General features: G+C 40.4%; 22 protein-coding genes and 2 pseudogenes. 5 read left to right on the top strand and 19 right to left on the bottom strand.

All coding sequences use genetic code 11. The features are described from left to right. Positions 1–156 precede the first annotated feature (156 nt). Both U2718_RS32715 and U2718_RS32710 read left to right on the top strand, forming a co-directional pair. Positions 157–1986 carry a glycosyltransferase family 39 protein gene (locus tag U2718_RS32715; protein WP_341994319.1) on the top strand — a complete coding sequence of 610 codons (1830 nt, stop codon included), beginning with the start codon at positions 157–159 and terminating at the stop codon, positions 1984–1986. 784 nt (positions 1987–2770) lie between these two features. Next, on the top strand, positions 2771–3868 hold the full coding sequence (locus U2718_RS32710) for a M24 family metallopeptidase (RefSeq protein WP_341994321.1): 1098 nt from the start codon (positions 2771–2773) through the stop codon (positions 3866–3868). Between the two features lie 170 nt (positions 3869–4038). Here the strand turns inward: U2718_RS32710 and U2718_RS32705 are convergent, their stop codons facing one another. Continuing rightward, positions 4039–4266, bottom strand: a complete 228-nt coding sequence (locus tag U2718_RS32705; protein WP_341994323.1) for a hypothetical protein — start codon at positions 4264–4266, stop codon at positions 4039–4041. Between the two features lie 61 nt (positions 4267–4327). Then, positions 4328–4528, bottom strand: a pseudogene (locus U2718_RS32700) (NADH-quinone oxidoreductase subunit B); the annotation flags it as partial. Positions 4529–4551: 23 nt separating this feature from the next. Here U2718_RS32700 and U2718_RS32695 point away from each other — a divergent pair. Both U2718_RS32695 and U2718_RS32690 read left to right on the top strand, forming a co-directional pair. Next, positions 4552–4746, top strand: coding sequence for a chlorophyll a/b-binding protein (locus tag U2718_RS32695; protein ID WP_341994325.1), 195 nt, complete (start codon positions 4552–4554; stop codon positions 4744–4746). A 48-nt stretch (positions 4747–4794) separates the two neighbouring features. Then, on the top strand, positions 4795–5040 hold the full coding sequence (locus U2718_RS32690; RefSeq protein WP_016879143.1) for a hypothetical protein: 246 nt from the start codon (positions 4795–4797) through the stop codon (positions 5038–5040). Positions 5041–5421: 381 nt separating this feature from the next. Here U2718_RS32690 and U2718_RS32685 read toward each other — a convergent pair whose 3' ends face one another. The 15 genes and pseudogenes from U2718_RS32685 to U2718_RS32615 all read right to left on the bottom strand — a co-directional run bounded on the left by U2718_RS32685 (position 5422) and on the right by U2718_RS32615 (position 19454). Further along, complete coding sequence (locus U2718_RS32685; RefSeq protein WP_341994328.1) at positions 5422–5628, bottom strand: DUF4327 family protein; 207 nt, start codon at positions 5626–5628, stop codon at positions 5422–5424. Between the two features lie 537 nt (positions 5629–6165). After that, on the bottom strand, positions 6166–6831 hold the full coding sequence (locus U2718_RS32680; RefSeq protein ID WP_341994330.1) for a phospholipase: 666 nt from the start codon (positions 6829–6831) through the stop codon (positions 6166–6168). Next, positions 6809–6961, bottom strand: a complete 153-nt coding sequence (locus tag U2718_RS32675; RefSeq protein ID WP_341994332.1) for a hypothetical protein — start codon at positions 6959–6961, stop codon at positions 6809–6811. The genes U2718_RS32680 and U2718_RS32675 overlap by 23 nt, the downstream gene beginning before the upstream one ends. Positions 6962–7400: 439 nt before the next feature. After that, positions 7401–8123: a DUF72 domain-containing protein gene (locus U2718_RS32670; protein ID WP_341994336.1), complete on the bottom strand. Its 723-nt coding sequence runs from the start codon at positions 8121–8123 to the stop codon at positions 7401–7403. Next, entirely contained in the window at positions 8116–8511 is a 396-nt protein-coding gene (locus U2718_RS32665) for a DoxX family membrane protein (RefSeq protein ID WP_341994338.1), read from the bottom strand. Before U2718_RS32665 ends, U2718_RS32670 begins: the two co-directional genes overlap by 8 nt. A 21-nt stretch (positions 8512–8532) precedes the next feature. Next, positions 8533–9123, bottom strand: a complete 591-nt coding sequence (locus tag U2718_RS32660) for a hypothetical protein (RefSeq protein ID WP_411813403.1) — start codon at positions 9121–9123, stop codon at positions 8533–8535. A 69-nt stretch (positions 9124–9192) separates the two neighbouring features. Next, positions 9193–9372 carry a hypothetical protein gene (locus U2718_RS32655; protein ID WP_341994342.1) on the bottom strand — a complete coding sequence of 60 codons (180 nt, stop codon included), beginning with the start codon at positions 9370–9372 and terminating at the stop codon, positions 9193–9195. Further along, positions 9372–9791, bottom strand: a pseudogene (locus U2718_RS32650) (DNA nickase); the annotation flags it as partial. The pseudogene U2718_RS32650 and the gene U2718_RS32655, both read right to left, overlap by 1 nt. Then, on the bottom strand, positions 9763–10056 hold the full coding sequence (locus U2718_RS32645) for an isoaspartyl peptidase/L-asparaginase (RefSeq protein WP_341994344.1): 294 nt from the start codon (positions 10054–10056) through the stop codon (positions 9763–9765). The gene U2718_RS32645 and the pseudogene U2718_RS32650, both read right to left, overlap by 29 nt. Before the next feature lie 469 nt (positions 10057–10525). Beyond that, entirely contained in the window at positions 10526–11800 is a 1275-nt protein-coding gene (locus U2718_RS32640; RefSeq protein ID WP_341994346.1) for a carbamoylphosphate synthase large subunit, read from the bottom strand. 292 nt (positions 11801–12092) lie between these two features. Then, complete coding sequence (locus U2718_RS32635; RefSeq protein ID WP_341994348.1) at positions 12093–13127, bottom strand: ABC transporter permease; 1035 nt, start codon at positions 13125–13127, stop codon at positions 12093–12095. Between the two features lie 156 nt (positions 13128–13283). Beyond that, entirely contained in the window at positions 13284–14789 is a 1506-nt protein-coding gene (locus tag U2718_RS32630; protein ID WP_341994350.1) for an ABC transporter ATP-binding protein, read from the bottom strand. Between the two features lie 148 nt (positions 14790–14937). Continuing rightward, positions 14938–15987: a BMP family protein gene (locus tag U2718_RS32625; RefSeq protein ID WP_341994351.1), complete on the bottom strand. Its 1050-nt coding sequence runs from the start codon at positions 15985–15987 to the stop codon at positions 14938–14940. Between the two features lie 167 nt (positions 15988–16154). Continuing rightward, positions 16155–17885 (bottom strand): NFACT family protein, encoded by a 1731-nt coding sequence (locus U2718_RS32620; protein WP_341994353.1) that lies wholly within the window; start codon positions 17883–17885, stop codon positions 16155–16157. 294 nt (positions 17886–18179) lie between these two features. Further along, the gene (locus tag U2718_RS32615) at positions 18180–19454 is read right to left on the bottom strand and encodes a glycosyltransferase family 1 protein (protein WP_341994354.1); all 1275 of its coding nucleotides are present in this window, start codon (positions 19452–19454) and stop codon (positions 18180–18182) included. 891 nt (positions 19455–20345) lie between these two features. On the opposite strand from U2718_RS32615, the gene U2718_RS32610 reads away from it, so the two are divergent. Continuing rightward, positions 20346–20735, top strand: a complete 390-nt coding sequence (locus U2718_RS32610; protein WP_341994600.1) for a hypothetical protein — start codon at positions 20346–20348, stop codon at positions 20733–20735. 127 nt (positions 20736–20862) lie between these two features. On the opposite strand, the gene U2718_RS32605 is transcribed toward U2718_RS32610, so the two are convergent. Beyond that, positions 20863–21342: an RNA recognition motif domain-containing protein gene (locus U2718_RS32605; RefSeq protein ID WP_289789001.1), complete on the bottom strand. Its 480-nt coding sequence runs from the start codon at positions 21340–21342 to the stop codon at positions 20863–20865. 659 nt (positions 21343–22001) lie between these two features. Then, the gene (locus U2718_RS32600) at positions 22002–24290 is read right to left on the bottom strand and encodes a zinc metalloprotease HtpX (protein WP_341994359.1); all 2289 of its coding nucleotides are present in this window, start codon (positions 24288–24290) and stop codon (positions 22002–22004) included. Positions 24291–24614 lie beyond the last annotated feature (324 nt).

Raw genomic sequence — 24614 nt, 5'->3', positions numbered from 1 at the left:
AATCACCATTAGTCATTAGATAATGGTTCCTAGTTTTTAGCAAAATTTTGGCTGTTAGCTTGTATAAACTTAATCAAGTATCATAACCAAAGATTAACAAAGAACAAAAAATTAATAACCAACGACTATTGACTAGTGAATGTTAACTTTTGACTAATGACAATTCGCGCTTTTAACCAGTTATTAAATAATATTGGCAAGCGCCCAGCCCTTGCTGTAGCTTTGTCAGTTTTATGGTTGATTGTGATTGGTGGGGTAGCTTTCTTTTGGCACTTAGGAAGCATTGGCTTAATTGATGAAACCGAGCCATTGTTTGCAGAAGCTTCGCGCCAAATGTACCTGAGTGGTGATTGGATTACGCCATTTTTTAATGGAGAAACTCGTTTTGATAAACCTGCTTTAATTTATTGGTGTCAAGCGATCGCCTATGCAATTGTGGGAGTCAATGAGTGGGCAGTGCGTCTACCGTCAGCGATCGCAGCAATGGGGGTAATTAGCTTAACTTTTTACACCGTACAGTGGCAATTAGTAAGAGAAGATATTTTAGAGCAAGTTTCTCGCCCCACCAGACGTTGGGTAACAGCCTCTCTAGCAGCAGCCATACTGGCACTAAGCCCCGAAATGATTATTTGGGCAAGAACGGGTGTCTCAGATATGCTGTTGACTGGCTGTATCGCATCAGCATTATTTTGCTTTTTTCTGGGATATGCACGTGGGGATAGGGGACAGGGGATAGGGGATAGGGAAATACACAATACCCAGTACCCAGTACCCAGTAGCCAATCCCTAATCCCTAATAGGTGGTACTTGGCTTTTTACGTACTGATTGCTGGTGCAATTTTAACAAAAGGCCCGGTGGGAATTGTCTTGCCAGGGTTAATTATTGGCGCATTTTTACTGTACTTGGGCAAGCTATTTGAGGTGATGCGGGAAATGCGGCTGCTGGTGGGTGTGCTCATAATTGCTGGTTTATCGCTGCCCTGGTACTTGTTAGTTATTTGGCGCAATGGCTGGAATTATATTAATTCTTTTTTTGGTTACCACAATATTGAACGATTTACAGAGGTAGTTAACGGTCATGCCGCTCCGTGGTATTTTTATTTTGTGGTGGTATTACTGGGTTTTGCCCCCTACTCAGTGTACCTGCCACTAGCAATAGCACGAGTGAAATTTTGGCAGCGAAAGCACTGGCGTTCTCAAAAGCGATCGCAACAATTAGGTTTGTTTGCTTTTTTCTGGTTTGTTAGTATTTTTGGCTTTTTTACAATCGCCGTTACCAAACTTCCTAGCTATGTTTTACCCTTGATGCCAGCAGCAGCTATCCTCGTAGCGCTATTATGGAGTGATTTTTTTCAAGACAAGAGGAAGTTCTCCACGTCTTTTCTCCTCTGGAGTAGTTGGCTCAATGTTGTATTCGTATCAGCAGTAGGAGTCGCACTATTTTATGTACCCCAATTAATAGGTACCGATCCGGCTGCACCTCAATTCCGCGAGCTTCTGCAACAGTCTGGTTTATTAGTGCTGGGAGGTATGATCTGGTTGGTATGTGCGGTAGTCTTGGCAGTGTTAATATTGCGTCGCCGCTGGTTTCCTTTGATGGGAGTGAATTTGTTAGGATTTGCGGCGTTTATGATTTTTGTCCTCACCCCAGCTTTGTTTTTGATAGATCATGAGCGTCAACTACCTTTACGAGAATTGTCGGCGATCGCAGTGCAAGCCCATAAACCAGGAGAAGAATTAATCATGGTAGGCTTCAAAAAGCCTACTGTTGTTTTTTACACTCAGCGTCAGGTAAATTACATCAAAATGAGTGCAGCAGCGGGAGACTATATTAGGAAAGATGCTACGAAGAAAGCACAGGCTGATTCTGTATTAGTTTTAGCGCAACCAAAAAAGTTTCCAGAAATGGGCTTGCAACCATCTAATTATCAAAGTTTAGGAAAGAGCGGTGCTTATCAGTTGATTAGAGTACCTTTGAACCAATAACAGAACCCAAATTAGTATACAAAAAACTTCTAATGTTAATTAGCCGAACTCACCTTCGCAGCAAATAATAGATTGATTGCAAAATCCAATTTTATAATGATAACGACCACAGATGGACACAGATAAACACAGATAAATTATCCGTGTGCATCTATGTTTATCTGCGGAAAGTTTGTAGACGCCGAAGGCGGCTTCCCGAAGGGTGCGGAGGTTTCCTCCGATCAAAGCTTTCCAAGACAGTGGTCGATTTCTAAAACATAATTTTTGCTTGCTATTTTAATTCACATCAGACGTAGTTCAATAATTTATTGATACAAGAATAAGAATATTGATGCATATAAAATTCTAAAAAAAGAGCTTCTTGCAAATAAATGCAAGAAGCTCTATTGTTTGAGTCTTTTATACGATGTTGCGTTCTTCAATAATTACGAATTATATTAATAGTTTGCTTCCATCTAAAGAGTTAATTATCAGTTATATAATGTTTGCTTGATTTATTGGCTTGTTAAAGAAAGTTCAGAATAAAGAATGATTAAACAGATAGCTGTTGTGCGAGTTATTAGTAACTGATATGATGCAAAGATTTGTAATCCTGTTTACAAGTAAAATTAATTTTAAAGTCTTTCATTCGACAGAGGCTGCTGTTAATGGCAACTCTTAGTGTGCTCATTAATAGCTCTTAACATCAAGGGCTTTATATTATCTAACTTCCTCAAATAAGTTAGTGGCTATACTAAATGAACTTTTCAAGCACTCAGATATATTGTCTATCAATAAAAATAATATGAATTCTTTGAATCAAGAAGTCTCTACCAAACTAGAATTAATCCGCCAAACTCTTACCGAAACCGAAGCAGTGGGTATACGTCTACGGGGTACAGACTGGTTTGCTTGGGCAACCGCCGGCGCTTCTAACACTGTGCTACTTACCACTGAAACTGGAATAGCAGAAGTTTTGGTAACGTTACAGGATGCTTGGGTATTAACAGACGAAATAGAAGCACAGCGTCTTGTGAATGAAGAACTACCAACTAATTTCAAGCTAAATGTTAACCCTTGGGCGGATGTTACCGTTCGTGAGGCTTTTGTTCGTAATGCTACTGACGGAGGGAAGATTTTGAGCGATCGCCCCATTCCTCATGTTGAAAAGCGATTGCCTCCGTCTTTAAAAGAACATAAACAGGTAATGATGCCAAGCGAGTTGGAGCGGTATCGTCAAGTGGGGCGTAAAGCAAGCGAAGCAATGACAGAGGTTCTCAAAGCTGCCAAACCTACTTGGACAGAATATCAATTAGCAGGTGCAGGTGCAGAGGCGTTGTGGGCAAAGGGGCTACATCCAGCGCTAATACTAGTTGCTGGCAACAGACGTTTACCACTATACCGTCATGCTACACCGACAGGGGAAGAGATTGGACGGGAAGCGATGATGGTGTTTTGCGCTAGGGGATATGGTTTATATGCCAATCTGACGCGATTTGTCAGTTTTGGCAAAGTTTCGGATCAACCCACCGAATTGCACCGCCATATCCGCGAAATAGAAGCCCAAGCATTGAACTTGTGTAAACCTGGAACAACTCTAAATGCTGTTTATGAAACTTTAGCTCAAGCCTATCAACAGCATGGATTTCCTAATGCCATCCGCGAACATCATCAGGGGGGAACCACAGGATATCTTTCGCGAGAAATTATAGCCAATTCCACTACTACTAATACTTTGGCAGAAAACATGGCTGTTGCTTGGAACCCAAGTTTGCCTGGTACAAAAATTGAGGATACTTTTGTGATTCTTGATCATGGTAAGTTAGAGAACCTAACTTTTGATCCAAATTTTCGCAGTGTGGAGGTAGAGGGAAGGTTGCGCCCAGTAGTTTTGGAGATGTGAACTACTCCAACTATGCTCTGACAAAGTTGGGGCTTCCAACTTCATATTGAGTTTTAAAATATGCAAATTAACAAATTAATAGCGTAAATTAGAGACAAGAAAAACAATAGACAAATGTTAAAATGTTAATCTGAGCTAGGGAGGAAGGTTCCCTAGCTTAAGTAATCTATTTAGGGATTGATAATTCCGTAATAAATGGCAGCAACAAATAATAAACTTGCCACGCTAACTGAGATAACACTCAGGAATCGAAGGTCAGGTAACTCTTTACTGATGATTAGATTAATTCTTTGTACCAGAGACATAGACTCAAATTCATTAGGATTTGTGGGATTTGTTTTGTCTGTCATGAAAACATTATTTTCTACTGCTTTTGTTTGGAATTCTCGTAAATTCATGAGTTTTTCTGTTGTGTATATGTGGCTAATCTGCTGCCATATTTCCAAACATCTCTAATTACTACATCATTGCTTGTGCCAAGGCTTGGGGTGGTTTTTGGCGTGAAGGCGATCGCAGATATTCACCAGTCAAAATGCGAGATCCAACCTTCATGTTGTGAGTGGTGCTGTAGAAACGATGTGTCTGTGTAATTTTACTCCGTTGCTGCATCGAATCATTAGATATTTTTTTGCGAAGCTTAATGTATGACGCAAATATTGAGATTTGTTGAAGGAACCTTGACAATGAAAACTGGCTCTTATACTGCTGATTTACAACCTGTTGCTCAAGCTCACCATATATTAAACCGTAATGCCTTTATATTTGGTTGGACTCCCCAAGCCGAACTTTGGAACGGCCGTTTGGCTATGCTCGGCCTTACAACTTACTTACTTTGGAATTTAGCTAGCTCTAACGTGGTTTGTGATCTGCTCCACTGACAGGTTTATAGCAATTGACCATTACTTAAATTTCAGTTACAAGTCAAAATGAAACGTCAAATGTGCTGGCATTCGCCACATCCATTTAAACAGAAAATTCTTCACCTGCGTTTGTCCCCTCAAGATCCTTGGCAACCATGTACAAGTTTTCCCCAATATTGCTTGCCAGATTATGAAATTCCAGGTGGCTCCAAGGGATATCACACTATGCAAGTCCTTTTAGCTCAAGGTTGGGAGTTAGTGCCATCAAATTTTGGTGCGTCATTGTCTGATTATTTGCCACTTGAAGCTTAGTAGGCATAATGAACTGCATACATCAGAACAGTAGTCTTTATCTTCCTTGAAATACAGGCATTGCTGATTTAGGGTATGAAAGTGATTTTGTTGGAATCAAAACTTTTGTAGAGACGCTTAAGACTGCGGCGTAAGCGTCTACATTTAGATTCATACTGTGACTCAGCAACGCCAAGATACATCTGTGCAAATGTAATGCATAGATGATCATGCAGGCATTAAACTGTGTGATGGTTATAGACGCACGAAAGACATCGATGAAATAAACTCAGTGCATCTCAAACTTAACAGTCAAATTTATAAATGCGATCGCGCTCCTTAAACTATCACAAAAATTCAAAAGTTTTAGCTATGTTCAACCCACACAGTTGATTTATTGCATTAATCGTTATCCCATTCTTCTACACTAATTAAATCGCCAATAGAATCGTTAAATTTAAAGTTTCTCTCTTCTAACTCATTTTCCACAAAAACCCATTCACAGGTGGTTATATAATTCAAGAGAATAAAAATCGGTTGATTCCGACTAACAAGACCCTTTTCCAACAGATATATTACTTCATTTTTAATAAAATTTATTCCATCCATAATAAATTTATTTATATGTTCTCAAGTTTTTTATTTTTATAAGATGATATTTTTTATAGCTGATTGCAGTGGATAAAAACTTCTATCTAAAGCTTGAATTTAATGTAAATTTAATTAGTATTGTCAAATACAAATTGTTTTTATTTGTTACAAATAAAAACTCTCCATTTGTCGAAAGGCTTTACTTTTAAAGTAAATAAAATTGCCTCAGAATAACTGAGGCAATTGTAATGAGCTGCTAAATCTAAAAGAGAGGTTTTGATGTTCTAACTATCCTTAATATAAAATAATTATATTTAAACAACAGCTACCAAAAGAGTTAGTTTATGCAAATTAACTTTGTATAATTGAATATATTATTGCTTAATTTAATGGACTACTAAATTTAGAAAAATTCTCTATATTTAGAACTTATTAAACTTAATAGATATTCCATTATCATTGCCAATTTATCTAGATCAAGATGAAGAGCTTGGTTGCGTGTAGATTTCCTTAGTTTCCATTTGGTGCTGGTTGAGTAAACCACTCCATAGCTCTTTAGGCGATCGCACTCGGAACTGTGTGGAATCCGTTGAATTCATGGTACTGTACTTCATAGCCTGCCCGTTTTAACCGCCGCACAATCGGACGACTGCACCGTTCAATTGGCAACACCGTATCCAACTTCCCATGAGAGATAAACACATGCGGTTCTCCTTGTTGTCTAGCAGGAGTCATGAATCCTGGTGAAAAGGCAATAATGTGGGAAAACAGCTCACCATTGGTAATGCCAACCGAAAGGGCATAAGAAGCACCATCCGAGAACCCAGCGATCGCTATCTGGTTTGGATCGACAGCGTAATGACTGAAAGTTTGTGCTAATGCCAGCTCGATAAAGACAATATCAGGGCCGTAACCACCCCGAAGAATGTCCCAAGTTTGTTGGTGTGAGTCTACTGCCAACAGAATTGTCCCAAAGCGATCTGCCAGATTGTGGAAGATTCTCAGCGCACCCTCCGCATCGCCTCCTGCTCCATGCAATATCAACACCAATGGAGCGGGCTGATCTGCTTGATAGGTTTTGGGTACATAGACAAAACCATCTCGCTGTGCATCCAGCCCTAGTGGGTATAACCCCGCCACAGCAGTTGTTGTGGGGCGAGTTGGGCGAGACAACAACCGTCCTTCAGTAGCTCCTGAATCAATTTGCTTTGAGCTTTCCATAACTAATAAGTTCCACTTTTGGCAATTGGTATAGTTGAGAGACAGCGAGCGGTAAAATCATACCTGCTAGCCCAAACCGACGTAGTTGCCGTCGTGTCGAGTAAGGAGGAAAGTTGTTGTCTTGTCTCACGACGTTTTCTTTTTATCCTTGGCTACGAGTGCTGCTCTCCCCCGTGCGTAGCTCCAATAGATCTGGTTTAGCAATAAAGCCAAAGTAAGTGGCGATCGCTAAAATCTCCCTCAACGTGATCGAAGTCTGAGATTGCCTCAAATAAATTATCTGGGGCATCTTCTGGCTTGAGTTGGGCTGTCATCTGTGCCTTAAAATAATATTTAGAGTACAAATTTAGTACTTAATTAAGTTTTAAAAATCAAACTAATACTTAAAATACCTGCTACTGTTTTCCTATATCTTCTACTATAGGAACAAACTAATCTCTATCAGAAGAATAGTCTTTTTTTTAAGTTAATTAGTGACCGTGGCTACAAAAAGTTTATGAATTCCACAACTGCTAAAAAAGTGGTATCAGTTGAAGATTTACTATCAGTAAATATATTGTTAATAGGTATCAAATCAATGTCCTTTGCAGTTGTTGAGCATCCCGAATAGCATAACCATCTGGATCGTTATTGAAGTATACGTACACATCAAATCCTTGGGCGAGGAAAGAACGGATACGTTCAGCCCAGGTAGTTAACTCTTCATCGCTGTAACCAATACTTGATTGCCCTTGGTGCATACGAATATAAGTCCAAGGAGTAGTCAAATAGACATCAAGGGGAACTGTTGGGCTTACAGGTAGACAAAGCGCTACACCTGCACGTTCCAGTAGTTTATAAACTTCTGGAATCAACCAGCTTGAATGGCGGAATTCAAATGTAAATCGTTGTTGTGGGAATGTTTGCAGCAATTCCAAAAAGGGCTGAATACGCTCAATATTAACGTGCCAAGTATGAGGAAATTGAAATAAAATCGGGCCAAGTTTTTCTTGCAATCCAGATGCACGCTCCATTAGGCGCGATAATGGCTCAGTTGGATCTTTTAATTTCTTCATGTGCGTGAGGTAGCGGCTACCTTTAACAGCAAAAATAAATTTTTCTGGAGTTTGCGATCGCCAACTTTCAAAAATAGACCTTTCTGGCAACTTATAGAAGGAAAAGTTAATTTCTACAGTCGAAAAATGCTGGGCGTAAAATGATAATTGCTGTTCGCTCTTGCAATGCGCTGGATAAAAAATATTCATCCAATGCTTGTAAACCCAACCACTAGTTCCAATTTGCAGCTTACCCATTCAGTTTCTCAGTTACATTATCTCTTGTAAACCACCAAGCCCAAGCCACTAATAAAGCCTGAAAAGGGAGCCGCAACCAAATCAGTGGCGGATCGTGTGGTAATGCTGCAACCTCGATGTTATTAACTGCCTGATATAGATTAGCTGGGAAAACAGTAATAAAAAGTACAACGAGAAGCCATGCAGCAAAACGGCTAAGATTAGGAATTAATAATCCTACTCCAGCCAAAACTTCCAAAAATCCGCTAGTGTAAACCAATGCTAGATGGTGGGGAAGGTAATCCGGCACAATCTTCTCAAATCCGCCTGAGTGAGTAAAGTGCAAAGCACCAACTATTACCATTCCTACTGCTAGTATGATTCGGAAGACTAGTTTGTACCTTCTCATGTTCTAAATCTTCACCTCCAGCTATAGTGAAGCCTGATTTTCAGCTAGACTTTTTAGCCTCAAAAACTGCTGACGCATCATCACTAAATCTCCCCACGGCAAAACATAACGTATCCATGACCAAAAATTATTTCTAGGATATTGAATATGTCCTTTAAGAATTAGACGACAACTATTTTCTGTAATTGGAAAAATGACATAACTTGCTGCAATATTACCAAACATATCTATAGCTCGTTCGTCATCCATTACTATTGTTAAATGTTGATTTTTTTCAAATTCAACAAGTTTAAAAATGCCCATAACTCTTTGACCAAGAGCTAAATTTTCCACACCTGGAATTAGTTGTTTAGGACTTGGAGGCTCTAAGATTGAGTTTTGTACCGGAAAAAACATCCTTTCGAGGCGATCAATCCAGTCATAACTGTAAGAGCCAACCTTGAGTTGACATAGCCATCGAAATAAAATTCGCTCTGATGCTTTCACATTTATGGCTCGGAAATACGCTTCGTCACTATTTTCTATATAGCGATCACATGGGAATGGCATCAGCCTTTCTTCAGGCGTAGATCCCCAAGTGTATGCAATATTTCGTATATTGACGTTTACCATTAGTCAGAGTTGAGATTTCCTTTATAGGCTTTCAGAATCAGCACACAGCTAGGTGCGTGTGTGATGATGCTATCCATCACCATTTGCACAGCTACCAACAGCCATCAGGCAAACCCACAAACCCTCGTTACCAGGTTGAACCTGGTAACGAGAACTAGATCGAATGGTGCAAGATATTAGCAGGGTTAATGCGATCGCTAAATTTTCTTTAGCTATCTTCCTCGGTGAGTGAAGCTGCCATCTGCTCACAGTCCCTGCTGTGGCTGTAGTCCTGTCAGTTCGCGAACACCCAGAATTTCTAGAATCCCTTTGAGTTGCTCTTGATGAGCGCGGTTTTCAAAGTTAACTGTATTCAAAGGAGCGATCGCAGCTTCAACATCAGCACCAACAACTTGAGCAGCTTTGTGGATTAATAGTCCAGCTATCGTTTGCTTATGCTTGAGCAATTCATGCTCTTGTACTTTTTCAAACAAAGTTAGTTCAGAACCTTCCATTAGTTCCTGAACTTCCGCAATCATCTTTTGGGTTGTTTTCTTAGGCTCACCCTTAACGCCGTACTGAACAATCACAGTATCAAGAACGCCCAGGTTTTTTTGATCGTCTTTGAGCATATCCTGTAGGCGATCGCGAATCTCATCATCACTGCAATCCTGAATAAATTGCTGCTCCCCAACCTAAGGTATTACCCTCCATCATTGCCGCATCTAGTTCTACTTCTCCGTCGTTGTTAAGTGTTGCCCCCAGGCTGGCGTTAAATGTCGGATCGACTTCCAAAACACGGATGGCTGCCTCAACAGCTTCTTGGGCAGATCCCCCTTGTGTCAACACTGCCCAGCCAGCTTCTACAGTTGCCAAACAGCCAGCATTGTTGGCTGCAACCTTGTCTTTTGAGATGGTTTTCGCCCCACCGTGAACAATGATGCTGAGTGTCATATATTTTCCTGCTTTTTTTGATTTGTGTATTTGTGTATTCGTTAAGCTTTAAGCGTTCGTGGAATGACTGAAGTCATTTAACAGCAAGTTAATAATTTCTTTTTGGAATCTCCTATTACTAATACTGTTGTTTATTAGTTAATTTTTTTAGATAAAAATTATAATTTTTGTTTGGTAAGATTTATGTCCTTATTGATTTTTCTACTTATAAAGCAACAATAAGCTATGTTTGTTATATCGACTTCTACCAAAAGTTGAGATTGATTTATATCTGACTACTAAAGTTATGATTTATATGTGGAGCTTATTTTCGTTACTTGATTCAAAATTGTATTTAAGCAAACAAACAAACTTCACAGTAAATATGCCTTGAGCTAGACAAATGTTTTTGACATATATGCGGCGCGATACTAACAACAGTATTTCTGAGGAGGAGAATTTCCCAAATAAAAACTTGAAAGCATACTGTTTACCCAATCCAGTGCAATCCCTTGTTTTGTAAATTCTGCTCAATATACTGCATTTCTTCCAATGTTTCTCCACTCACAATTCCGGAAATTTCGGTGTAGATTTTTCCGTATTTAACCTTTTCTAAAGCTGACAAAATGATAAAGTCTTTGCGCTCTAATTCTGGTTTCAAGGTTACTAAAATAGAATCTAATGTCCCATCCATGCGGTAGTCTGTGGAATATTTAGCTACTTCCTTACCCAGCTCCATAAGAGTATGACGCTGCAAGCAAAGTGGCGTTGAACCATTAACTCGGAAATTGGCATCAATAGCATAAAGCTGCCCCTCTTTATCTTCCAGCACGTCAAAGCCTATCACGCCGAAATAGCCCTGCTGGTGAGCGTACTTACCAATAGTGGCAATCATCTCAAAGAATTTGCTCATGTTAGTTTCGCGGTAGTGAATTAGCCCGCCTAAATAATTGCCTTCTGGGGTGACAAGTTGGCTTGTAGTGCCGATGAGCCTTATATCTCCGGCTTTATTGACATAAAACTGTACGCAGTAGTTTTGTACGACATTCTTGACGAACTCCGAGACAATAATCACATCGAGTAACTTAATATCAAGATATTTCCTCAATTCTTCAAAGCAGTAGTTCAAATCGCTATTGCTATTGATAATATAGGTGCCTTCTCCTGAGAGTCCGTGGGATGTTTTGATTAAGTAGGGGAATTGTTCTGGTAGCTGAATATCTTGGAGACTGACAGCGTGGAGATTATAGCTCTGATATTTCGGACATTGTACTCCTAGTTCTGCTAGCGTTAATTTGCTGAGTAAGTGGTAGTGAGTGTCTTGTGCGATCGCGTGTTTTTGGGGTTTGAGATGATCAAAGGGAAATAGAGTGATGAGTTTATCAAAGCGATCGCTATGACTGAGTTCATCTAAATAAGTCGAACAGTCTATCTTCTCCATGCTGGAGTAGCTAAAGCCAAAATGCTCGCGCCAGTAGTCAATTAGCAATTTTTGTGGTGGAATAATGACAATCCCTGGCAGGGTGTCGCCTAACACAGCCAGATTTTTCCAAGCTTCCTTTTGGCAAACTTTGTCGAAGGGAGTTTTAGTCGCTTCACTACTACCGTCTTGAAGAAAGTATTTTTTTGTATTGGGGTAAGCCGCCCAACTAGCAGTTGCAGGATAATTTAGGATGAACGCATAACGTGCGTCTGTAGTGTCTTGAGCAAACAAATCGGAAAAAGAACTTCCCTGAAAGTAATGAAAGTCAGATGTTGCGTTCATAGAAAATGTTTTCAAAACTCACCCCTGCATCTACCTAATCAATAAGGTATTAGCAGCAGAAATTAGATTCCTCCATCTGCAAGTAGAAAGAAAATACTGCTCAGTATTATTTTGTATTACTTTTATTTGTATGTCTTTGAGGTGATTTTACTCAAATGTCTACGAGTGCTCGTTATTGATAGTATTTTTGATTGTAGACTTGTGCTAACAATAGTATATGAAGCGTATGGCATTGAGACAATTACTGCAAGTCGGCTAATAAGGCTTTAGAAATAAACTTGAATTTAGCCGCTCATTTCATTCGTCTTTCCACTGCAAGACTGATAGCAATAAACAATACAGTCAAACCTTGAATAGCATAAACTACAGTGACGGGAACACCTGCACTGCGCTGCATCACATTCGCACCACTACGCAAGGCAGCAAAAAATAAAGAAGTTAGAACCACGCCTAAAACACTACCCCGACTGAGGAAGGCGATCGCAATTGCATCAAATCCATAACCAGGGGAAACTTGTTCAAACAAGCGATATTTCAACCCCATCACCTCACAAGCACCTGCCAACCCTGCTAAACCACCCGCTACACCCATCACCAAAATAATTGTCTGTTCTACAGAAATACCAGCGTAACGAGAAGCGATCAGGTTAAATCCGACAGCAGTGATTTGATAACCGAGAGGCGATCGCACTAATAATACCCACAAAATTCCTGCTGCAATTAACGCCAGCAAAATTCCCGCATGAGCGAGACTTCCTGGTAAAATAATCGGCAATTGTGCAGACTTGGCAATCAAAGGTGAGTAGGGGCTAGGTGCATCTGGTGCTTGCAGTGGGTTTTGAACTAAGTAACTAATCAAATTCACTGCAATATAATTCAGCAGCAACGTAGTAATTACCTCATTTACCCCGCGTATAGCTTTGAGATAACCCGGAATCCAGCCCCAAACCGCACCAAAGAGAAAACCAGTCAACAATGCCAGTGGTATGTGAAGTATTCCCGGTAAACCTTGCACGTACAACCCTACCAAAGTACTTCCCAAAGCACCCAGATAAATTTGCCCTTCTCCACCGATATTAAATTGCCCTGCACGTAACGCTACCAACACCCCTAAACTAGTTAACAATAGGGGTGTCATTTTGGTGAGAGTATTGCCAAATCCAAAATATGTAGAGAGAGATTCTTGAAATAGGGTGGTATATGCAGTAACAGGATTAGCTCCTGCAAGTAAGATTAGAATTGCGCCGACAAAGAGAGCAGATGCTATAGCAATTAGAGGTGAGAAAATTGGTAGAGTCAGGCGTTGAATACGGTTAGTTCTAATCATTTACTCAATCGCTGCGGCAATAGCTGCTTTTACTCCAGCATCAATTTTGGTGTGTAAGGTTCTCATTGCTGCTTCAGTCATTTCATTCCTCGGTGATTTGACTCCAAATCTCATCTACATAAATGATAGGTTGTCGATCAATAATGCGATCAACCACTAAGATAGGAATTTCCTCCCCGCGTCAGAGCGTCTTGTTATCCCTCCACCTATCAACAAACCAATTTCCTCGACTGTCGCTCTCTGGGCATCCAACATACCTACAAACTCACCTCTGTACATGACGGCAATCCGATCGCTCATTGCCATCACTTCCTCTAATTCGGTAGAAATATACAAAATCGCTGCACCGCGATCGCGTTCTGCCAACAACCGCCGCTGTACTGCTTCTGTTGCCCCGACATCTAATCCTCGTGTTGGTTGCATCGCGACAATTAACGTGGGTTCTCCGCTCAATTCCCTCGCCAATACCACCTTTTGCTGATTTCCTCCCGAAAGTTGACTTGCCTTAACATCAATCCCCACTGCCCGGATATCAAACTCTTGCATTGCAGACTTGGCGTTTTTAGCGATCGCTTGAGGTTGCAGCAAAAAGTGACGGGAAAACGGTACTTTCTTAAAAGCCTTTAAAATCAGATTTTCGGCAATACTAAATTGCAATACTAAACCCGTTTTCTGCCTATCTTCAGGGATATACCCTACCACAGGAGGAAAGGAGTTGTGTGTAAACTCAATTTTCCCCCGCCTAATACTTCCCATTCCTGCTACAGCATCTGCTAATTCTCGCTGCCCGTTACCATCCACGCCAGCAATACCTAAAATTTCTCCCGCTCGCAGTTCAAAAGTTACATCCCAAACAGCGATCGCACCTCGCTCATCTGCAACTTGTAATTCCTGTACTGACAATACCGTCTTTCTCGGCAAGACTGGAGATTTATGTAGCTGTAAAGAAACTTCACGCCCTACCATCAAGTTTGCTAATTGTTGAGGCGTCGTTTCTTGAGTTATTTTTGTTGCTACTATACCTCCCCGTTGTAACACTGTGACTGTATCGCACAGGTTAATTACCTCTTCTAGCTTATGACTGATGAAAAGAATAGTGTTTCCAGCAGTTGCTAATTGACGGAGAATTGTAAACAAAGACTCGACTTCCAATGGTGTTAAAACAGCTGTTGGTTCATCGAGAATTAATAACTTTGCTTGGCGGTAGAGGAGTTTGAGAATTTCTACCCGCTGTTGCATTCCAACTGGTAAATTTTCTACTTTGGCAGTAGGTTCAACTTCTAATCTGTAAGCTTGAGATAAAGCTGCTATCTCGTGATGTTTTTTATGTAGATTCAGATGCCAATATTTCTGTTTCCCTAAAATAATATTTTCTGTTACTGTCAATTGGGGTACAAGCATGAAGTGTTGGTGAATCATACCTATACCTAGTTTAATTGCCTCTTGGGGAGATGTAATATTGACTAATTTTTCCTCCAGATAAATTTGACCAAAATCGGGTTGATAAATTCCACTAATAATATTCATTAATGTGGTTTTACCTGCGCCATTCTCACCTAAAATTGCGTGAATTTTACCTGCTGCAACGCTAAGGTTGATATTGTCATTTGCAATAAATGAGCCAAATCTCTTAGTAATTCCTTTTAAGCGTAAATGTGTCATAGTATCGTTTTTTAAACGCAGAGGAGCGCAAAGTAAGCGCAGAGGAATCGCAGAGTTTTTTTCCAGAAATTTGCTATGAAGGTTTTCTTGTGCAAAGTGTAAGCGCGAGAAATTGAGTTTTGAGTTCAAGTATATGTGAAATTAAGAATTAAGCTGTAGTTTTTTTGACGCAACGTGTGTTTTGCCCACCCTCTTTGCAATTTTCAAAAGTAATCTTTTTAGCAACAATATCCTGCTTTGAGCTTAATGCTTCTTGTTTGACTAATTCTGGAACCATGTCGCCAAATTTTCCTAAAGACAAGATATCTGGTCTTTCTAAACCAATGGTATATATTTGACCTTTCAATTGATTTTTATTTGCTAATTCTGCTAGATAAGCAATAGCTAAATCCATTCGTTTAACAGCACTTGTTAAAACTGCTTTTGGAGCAATTTCTAATTGGTCTTTTGTGTTACCAAAAGCGTAGACTTTTTTATCACTTGCTGCTTGTAGCACTGCGGGGGAAGCACTATCTAACCATTGGTAAATTACATCAGCACCAGAAGAAATTAAAGCTAGTGTGGCTTCTTTGCCTTTGGCAACATCATTCCAATCTCCTGTGAAGGAAGATGTAATTTTAATATTTGGCTTTACCGTTTTTGCTCCTAATTCAAAGCCACGTAGTTCTTGCTCTGTCGCTTCAAATTTTTGCCCGGCGATGTAAGCTAGTCTGTTTGATTTTGACATTGATGCAGCAATAATGCCACACAAGTAGCTAGCTTGCAGGTGATCTATTCGCAAAGCAGCGATATTTTCACCTTTAACTGCACCATTGACAGCGACAAAAAATGTGGAGGGAAACTGTGGTGCAACTTGTTGAATAGCCGCATCAAATTGTCCGCCGTGGGCAAACACCACATTGTAACCTCTGCGAGCAAAATCAGATAGCACTTCTGCTTGATCTGCTTGTGCAACTTGTTCTACGTAAGTCGTTTGGGCATCCAGCTTTTTTTTAGCCAACTGTACGCCTTCGTAACCAGATTGATTCCAAGCTTGATCGCTAATTACACCAGGAAGGGCGATCGCTATTCTCAAACTTCCGCCATTCATTGACAGTTTGGGAGTTTGACCACTACTGCAAGCTTTTAGCAGTAAACTCGTGCTAACTGTGGCTGAACCGTACAAAAGAAATTGACGTCTACTAAAATTTAGCGCCATATATTCAGTCTTTTGATAGATATAGGTACAGAATACAAAAAAATTCGACAGCTAGCAGCAAGGATAAAGAGGATGGGCAGACACGGAGACAAGGAGACACGCAGAAGAATTCTTCCCCATCTTCCTCATCTGTTCCTCTCCCTCTCCCTCCTCTTTTTTCCCAGTCCCTAGTCCCTAGCCCCTTTTAGTGATTGCGGTTGTCCCCAAATAATTTTTTCCTGTTTATAAATGGCAATTCCCGGTTTGGCTCCTTTGGGTTTGTAAACGTGCTTGGGTTGAGTGTAAATTATTGGTACTTGTTCACTTTGGCGAGCGCGACTGTAATAGGCAGCAAGATTAGCAGTAAATTGCAAATCAATTTCTTCTGGAACGGCACCGGGTTGGAGCCGCAATAGTACATGACTACCTGGAATTTCTTGAGCGTGAAACCACAAATCGTAGTCACCTGCAACTCTAAATGTTAATTGATCGTTCTGGCGATTATTACGACCAATAAATACCTCAAAACCGCTAGGAGTGCGATAACGATAAAAATTGTTACTGGTTTCGCCACCGTTGCGGCTGCGATATTCTGGATCTTCTAAATACCTTTGCTGAATTAGCTCCTCGCGGATTTCTTCTAAGGTTTGTAAATCTTCTGCTGTTTGATAGTTTTCTATTTGAGCGATCGCTGCTTCTACTTGTTCCAAATACTCAATTTCAGCGTTCACTTCTTTGAGTAGAGGTTCTACAGCTAAACGAGCTCGTTTGAGTTTTTGGTGCTGTTTATAAAGATTTTGAGCATTTTGTACAGCATTTCTATCTGGTTCAAGGGCAATTTTGACGCTCTTGCCAGTCTCAAAATCAGGGAGGATAATTTCTTTCATCCCCACCTCCCAGTCTTGTAAGTGCGCCATCAATAAATCTGCTTTGGTGCGATACTCATCGGCGCGATCGGACTCCTGCAAGCGTTGCTCAAAATTTTGTGCTTTCAATCGTAATTTTTCTAAAACATTACTTAGTTTCTGACTCAACTGATGCCGCAGTTGAGAAAAAGTTTGTTGATTGAGCCAATCTGTATAATAGCGATTGATTAACTCCTGAATATCTTTTGCAGGCTCAATTACATTCCACCCAAGTACTGTGTAACCAAAACTAGTCCATGCTGGTTGAAACTTTTCATTCGCTAAAGCTTGCAGCCATTCTTGCCAACGAGCAAATAATCTTTGCCAGTCGTCAGGTTTCAGGCTATCGGTGGTAGTTTCTGGATCTATATCCGCTACCAACAGCATTGACTCTACCAGCGCAGGAGAAACACCACGATAAGTTTTCAGCAACTGTCGTTTCATAGTTCCTGGTATGAGACTTACCCGTTCTTGCCAGCGTTGTTGGGATTCGCTCAAACTAGGTATAGCACCAGTTAGGCTCGGTGGTGTTTCATAAGGCTGCCCAGTGAGAACGGGACGAACGCTGGACTTTTGTTGGTTGACTTGGCGGGCAGGAGTGATGATGGTATTGCTCGCATCAGTCAGAATAACGTTGCTGTATTTGCCCATGATTTCCACGTACAGATGATACAGCGGCTTTTCTCCTGGACGACGCGCAAATTGCAAATCAATCGCTCTCTCCCAAGGAGCGATCGCTTCAACTGCTACCAATGCCAAACCATTCAATTGGTGAACTAGTTGTTGGCTGAAGGTGAAGGTATCTGGTATTCGCGGTGGTGGATCGCCGATATGCAGGCGGGCTGCTTGGGGATGCCAGGAGATTTCTAGCCAACCCCTTGCTTTGAGAGTACGTAGCGCTATAGAAATCGTGTAGCGATCGCGCTGGTAAACTTGTTCTAAGCGCGACGGTAACCAATTCGTACGAATATCACTACAAACAGCCCAGAGAGTAGTAAAGTCAAATGTTTGCACAACGATTTGCCGTTGATGTAAAAACTTTGAAAGTTAGTGGATGCCTATCCTATCGTAAAGGGGATTGAGGATTAGTGACTAGGAACTAGCGACAAGACACTATTCTGTTTTTCCCCGTGTCTCCTTGTCTTTGCGTCTTCTGTTCAGAGAATTATGCAAAAAACTAACTCTCAATTTGATACAGGAAGCATCAAGTGAGAGTTAGTCTCAAATAACAGGTAATTGGCATTGACATCATTTATATGCTCACCTTTTAGCCATTACCAATTCCCTATTACCTCTAATTCAAGAGGGTTACGAACTTAGTAATACCGCTTCTTTTTCTTCTACTTTTGTCTGTAAAAGCTCAGTGTATAGTTCGCCGAGTTGACTTGCTACACCATCCCAACTAAACTTACTTTCTACTCGTTGTCTACCACCTTTACCTAATTTATCCCGCCACTCTGGATTGCCGAGAATTCTATCAATAGCAGCAGCAAAGGCATCTACATCTTGTGGTGGTGCAAGTAAGCCAGTTGCTTCGGGAACAACAGTGAACTGAAGTCCGCCGACATCACTAGCTACCACTGGTGCATAACTAGCCATTGCTTCAATTGCCACCAGTCCGAAGGGCTCGTAGTGACTGGGAACAACACAAACATCAGCAGCAGCATAATAACTTGGCAAGATTTCCTGGCTGAGACGCCCAGGTAAGGTGGTAAAATCTTGCATTCCTAATTCGGCAATGATTTCTTCAATTCGTTCCCGTTCTATGCCATCGCTTTGACCTGGTACACTACCACCACCGATAATGAGTTTCAGATTTTTATGATTGCGAAACTGTGACTGTCCCACAGCACGCACCAAGGTTTCTATTCCTTTGCGCGGGTCAAACCGTCCCACGTACAATACAATTTTATCTTCGCTGTCAAATCCTAATTCTGCTCTTGCGGCTTGACGATCAATACAACCAAATCGACGGATATCAGTACCGCAGGGAATTATATCAATATAGCCTTTCGTGGAGACAAGCGATCGCATATGTTCTTTTTCTTGTGGACTTGTAGCCACAATCCGTTCGGCTGTCTCCAAAACCTCTTTTTCTACTGCTAGCCGTGTACTAGCAATTAAAGGAATTGTTTTGATGGTATTGTACTTAACTGCCCCTAAAGAATGATAAGTATGAACCTGCTTACTGCCTTGAATTTTCTTTAGCTGCATTCCTACCCAGCTAGAAAGCCAGTAGTTTGTGTGAATTAATGGATATGTAAAACCATTTTCCTTTTGGAATGCCAGAAAATTTTTGATAAATTCTGGTAAATATCCAAAGAGATTATCTCTGGGAACAAATTCCACAGAACCCGCTTGCAAACGTATGGTTCGACAATTAGCACTATGTTGAACAATTGTTGGTTGTTCTTCGCTAACCTTGCGGGTAAACATATCTACTTGCCATCCCAGATGGGCTAGCGCTTCGCCTACGTGCCGAACATAAACGTTTTGACCTCCAGCTTCCTCTTTACCAATTTCAATTGCTGGATCGCCATGTACTGAAATCAAGGCGATACGTTGTTCAGTTCTAGAGTTCATAGTTTGTTGGTTTTTATATTAAACGAGGTTTAAGGTAAATTACGGTTTTGACTAGCCTTACCTAACCTCAATCATGTGGAAAGTTTAAGCAATATTTATTTTAATTTAATACGTCAAACATTTTTATACATCTACTAGTAGAAGTACTCTATTTTTGTAAGTATTTATATTTAAAATTTTTATATGATGTTGTAAGATTTATATCTAGCTAGTAAAATTATTGATTAATTTTTTGTATTTTAAGTTACTTGTTTAGAGATATGCAATAGTGATTATTAGTATAGCTTATAGCTAAAATTAAGTTTAAATATCTATTAACTTGTTCTGAATTACACTAAGTGAGTATAGTTTACAAGTAAATGAATAGGAAACTGCCTTTATGAACTTGTCTAAAAAAGCTACATTTATTTTGCGATACGTACGTAGTTATTACTGCTTTAAACATTAGTATATAAAAACACAAGATTATTTTTGTTTTACACTTAGAATATTATGTTGATCGTGTTGTCTTTGACGCAAACTTAGCCGTAGTAATAATTTTATCAGTCACCATAACTTCATTAGAATGGCATATAGTTATGATAATTTCATAACCTTATTCCTATTTTGTATCTATAGACATAGAAAATTGTGGGGAAAGTGTACTTGGCATATACAGTAATTCACAAATAGGTGAAACAACTTACTCAAGAACGATATCTTTAGAAAATACGCAACTATTCAGCCAAGCCTGCCTAAGCAATCCATGAAGCGAAAATTAATGATTGGGTTTGCCAAAGCGGAATTGACAAGCTGGTATGCTGGAAAAGATACAAAATCACAAGCCATGCTTTGGAAGTAAAATTACTGCCTCTTAGTCTTTGTTATTATCTGGCAGTAACAGCTATGCCTATGGAACTACAATTTATTCCTGTTGAAGAGTTTTATTTTGCCCTTACCCTAGCCGTTCGGACACTAGAAGAACTAGAGCAACCTGGTTTGGTAGAACAGGTACGATCGCGACTGTTGGCTGAATGCGGTAAACCCTCAACAGTCGCTCCTGGCAAACAGAATACCTTTAATTATGTATTCAAAGTACAAAACATAGACCACAGCCCAGCACCTGGGTTGATCGTTTCCATCTCAGACTGGCAAAATAAGCTACGCCTGAGTAGCGACTATGGCTGGATGTTAGATGAACAACGAAAGCCTGTTCATACAGAAAAATTTTACCAACGTTCGCACTTTACCCAACAGTTGCGATCGCACTTACAAAAATGGCTACAAATATCCTTTAGCTAAGTAGCTAGAGGATAAATGATTAAAATTTGATTGTAGATGCTTAATGGCACTTTTAAGTGCCTGAACTATGTTTCTTCCTTGCGGCTCAAGCCACAAGGTTTCCACATTTCCCACAAGGTTATCTAAATTAACTGGTAGTTTGAGCAGCGAGCATTTGCTTGAGCTTTTCCAACTCAGAAGCCCAACGGGGATCTGGACGAATAGCTTCTGTGTCAGTTGAGGTGCTTTCTTTACTACCACCACCACGCCGAGACTTCTTAGATTTCTTATTTTCTTTCGTGGGGCTAGAACCAGCATTACCACCAGTATTAACTACTGGTTTGGGAGTTGGATTTTCTTCATTTTCTTCTCCCTTGGTACGAGGTAATGCCTTTTCTATCTTAATGGCAGAGTCTTTGAACAAATGACCATTATATTTTTCAATAATATGGTCTGCTTGTTCGTCATTATTTACAGTCAGAAAACCAAAGCCGCGACATTTGCCGGTTTTACGGTCTTTGATTAATTTCGTGGTGACATTATCACCTTCTTCTGCAAAAACTGCTTGTAATTCTTGACGCTCTATTTCTTCTTTAGGCAAATTGCCTATATACAGGCGAACAGACATGAACTAGACCTCCAGAGTGGATTTAATAAAGATTAGGCAAAAAACAGCAACGTGGCCTTAGCTTTTGATGGATGCTATTGCACGGCACTATCGCAAGCTAGTTTTTTTACTCAAAACTTTTAACCTATACAATACAGTTTTTTACCAAAATCAAGCTTGTTTAATACAAAAGCGTACACTGCGCTAATAACACCTTTATTCTAAGAAATTATGAATCTTACAGCTTATTGCTGACCACAGGAAATGCCTTTAATACTTTTAAAATAATTAAACACCATTTCTTACATTATCACGGTATTTTCTACGTAGCTAGTTCAGGACACACATTTCCGACTTTTATATGAATGCATCGTAACATAAAATACTTTTTTTCTGAACTTTGATATTTTTGGAAACAAAAACCAGCCGATGGCTGGTTACCTTACTGCTGTGTTGGGAGGAGAAAAGGGATTGATAGGCGCAAGCAGCCAAGAGCAGTAACTAAGCTTGATAGCTGAGTTATGTTGGTTGCTGGATTTATGTAAATAAATGTAACAGTTTTTGAGAATAACTGCAACTTTTGTTTACAAATTACAGCTATGCAGGTTAAACAGCCCAATGCAAGGGGACAGGGAACAGGGAAAAATAATGTGTGTGATTAGTTCTGTCTAGGGACTTAACTAACCAGTCAGAAGAATGTATGCTCCCCAAACCTCTAATGCAACAGCTAAGACAATAGACCAAATTGGATGGAAGCTACGAGCGGTTTTTCCACTCTGAGTTTGCAAGGTTTGGATATCAATCCAGGGTGTCGCTCCTCGCCGCAACCAACCCGTAACTATTATTTGCCGACCAATTAAATCTTGAGCTTGAACAGATTTTCTTAGCCATGAAGCTTGGTGTAATTTGATTAATCCTGTAGAAGATTGCAGGATTAAATCTTGCCCAAGATAGTTGCTAACATCTGAACGACCTAATAACTTACCAACTAAACGTACACCAACGCTATCAATAGGGAGGGCGGTTGGGTTGGTTAATAGCTCAGACAAGTGTTCATCAGTTTGTACACTCGTAAGTTTAATGTCTGGAAAGAAAGAATTAATTCTTAGTAAGATACCAATGCTAAACCCAATCACCATGCAACCTATAACATAGCGCCAATCATCGTAGATCCACTTCAGGTTTAACAGTTTGAGTGCAAAGGCTGTTTGCCAAACTACCCAAATTAAAATTGCACACACAACACCCAAGACAGTTCCTAGAAAGGGAGCGATTTGTAATAAAAAAGATTGACGCTTGATACTGAAGGGCTGTTGGCTTTCTAGATACAGTTCAGGGGCTATATGCCAATGACGAGCAATTCGACATAGCCGTTGGAGGCGATCGCCTATCAAAGGATGAGTATTATTAATTACAAACCACCAACGGTAAGGATTCAGGCAATCCCATATCAAGAAAGATTCAAAGGTGGTATAAGGGGCAACAGTACCCAAACAAAGGCTCTGCTTGTAACCTACTGGTATAACTATATTTAAGCTTTCTAACTGCCAACTAGTATGTTCCTGTTGTTGCACGTCGTCAGCGATGCCAATAGCAATTTTGAGTAGAGCACGAACAAGTCCATTTGGATTACCCGTGACTTCTGCACCAATGCGATCGCTGTAGTAAAGCCGTACTTGAGACAACCACAAAGCAACTCCTACGAACAAACACCAAAAACCATAGACAATACTTGCTAGTACCCCAAAAACTGTACGCCATATTTGTGAAGCTCCATTGCCCCACTTAGCAATCTGTTGATATAGTAGGTAGATTGGAATTGTCACCACCAACACCAGCGACATAATCGTACAATCTCTATGAGCAATATGTCCTAATTGACTTGCATAGATTGTGGCGATTTCATCTTCAGTTAGTCGCTCCAACAATCCTTGACTCACGACAATCCGGGCTTTGCGGGACAAATGACCATATGTAAAGGCAATTGGTGCTGCTATTGGCAAAACACGTAATTTTGGTATCTGCCATCCTCGTTGTTGGCAGTAACGTTGTAATACCCGCACTGCCTCTTTACTATAACGATTTAAAGTGTCTTTCTCTAGTGGTTTTTGACCGTAAAATTCAATCAGCAACCAATCCAATAACCACGGAGATACGCAGATTAAAAGTAAAAGTAAAATCAGCAGTAAAGAAGTCGGATTGCGATATAAAAACTGTATTGGCTCAACGAAAGGCAGTCTGACTAAAACATCATTGATGAATTTCATTGCCCACATCAACAGTGTCCGGATCACCCAAAATAGGGCAATGAATGTTCCTAACTCCAGTAGACGTAATAGCTTTAAACCTCGTTTGGGCAGAGGTTGCCATACTTTAGCACGTCCTGCATATCGCCAATAAAGGATGGGTGGCTTGGGTTTTTCCACCTTAACAATTGCTGAAGAACTACTAGAGGCAGCAGCCGGAGTGGGAGACTGGCAGAGGGGGAGACTGGCAGAGGGGGAGAAATTTTCATTTACATTTCCCATGTCCTCTTTTTTCCCCACCTCCCCGTGTCCCCACCTCTCCGTGTCCCCACCTCTCCGTGTCCCCTTGTCCTCTTTTACTAGCTCAGAATTGGTTGCGGTTGGAGCAGGTGGTGAATTTTCAAAAGGAACAAATCCAGTGACATCTTCTGTTGAAGCATCAGATTTCTGATAACGTTTTCTTAATTGCGCTAAAGTACTTTCTGCCCACTCTTGGACTTGGAGACGCTCATTTTGAGATAGAACTTTACATAAGGCGATCGCTTTTGGTTCCTCACCAGTACGGGAATAAAGTACGACTAAGCCTATTTGCGCTTGTACAATCTCAGTGCGATCGCTCGCTGTTGCAGCAACTTCTTCTAGTATTGCTTTTGCTTGTTGGTAGTCTTCTTGCTTGAGGGCGGTTAAACCAGCCTTCAAAGATGGTTTAGGATGTGAAGGCATAGTCTGATTATTTTTATTACACTTAAATAACTTTTATATTTATTGTGTTTGGTAAGTAAGTGGACATAATTAAATGTAAAATTCTTCCTCCTGCCTTCTTATGAGGCTGTAGGGGTGTAAAGGAAAGTGAGGGAATGGAAAGTAGAAGAGTAATAAACTAATATCTATCAACTACTAACCACTGTACGGGCGGGTTTATAAGATAAATCTCTCGGCTTGAACGGCAAGATTATCAGCAAAAACCGCACGGCAGTGGCACTCGACGCGCTTAACCCGACGCCAGGTGCTACAACGGGGGTTCCCCCCAAGGGCGCACTGGCTCCG

It is taken from the genome of Chlorogloeopsis sp. ULAP02 (assembly GCF_038404745.2).
Taxonomy (GTDB): domain Bacteria; phylum Cyanobacteriota; class Cyanobacteriia; order Cyanobacteriales; family Nostocaceae; genus Chlorogloeopsis.
Note: the sequence above shows the minus strand (reverse complement) of the source record. Positions and strands in the feature narration are given on the sequence as shown.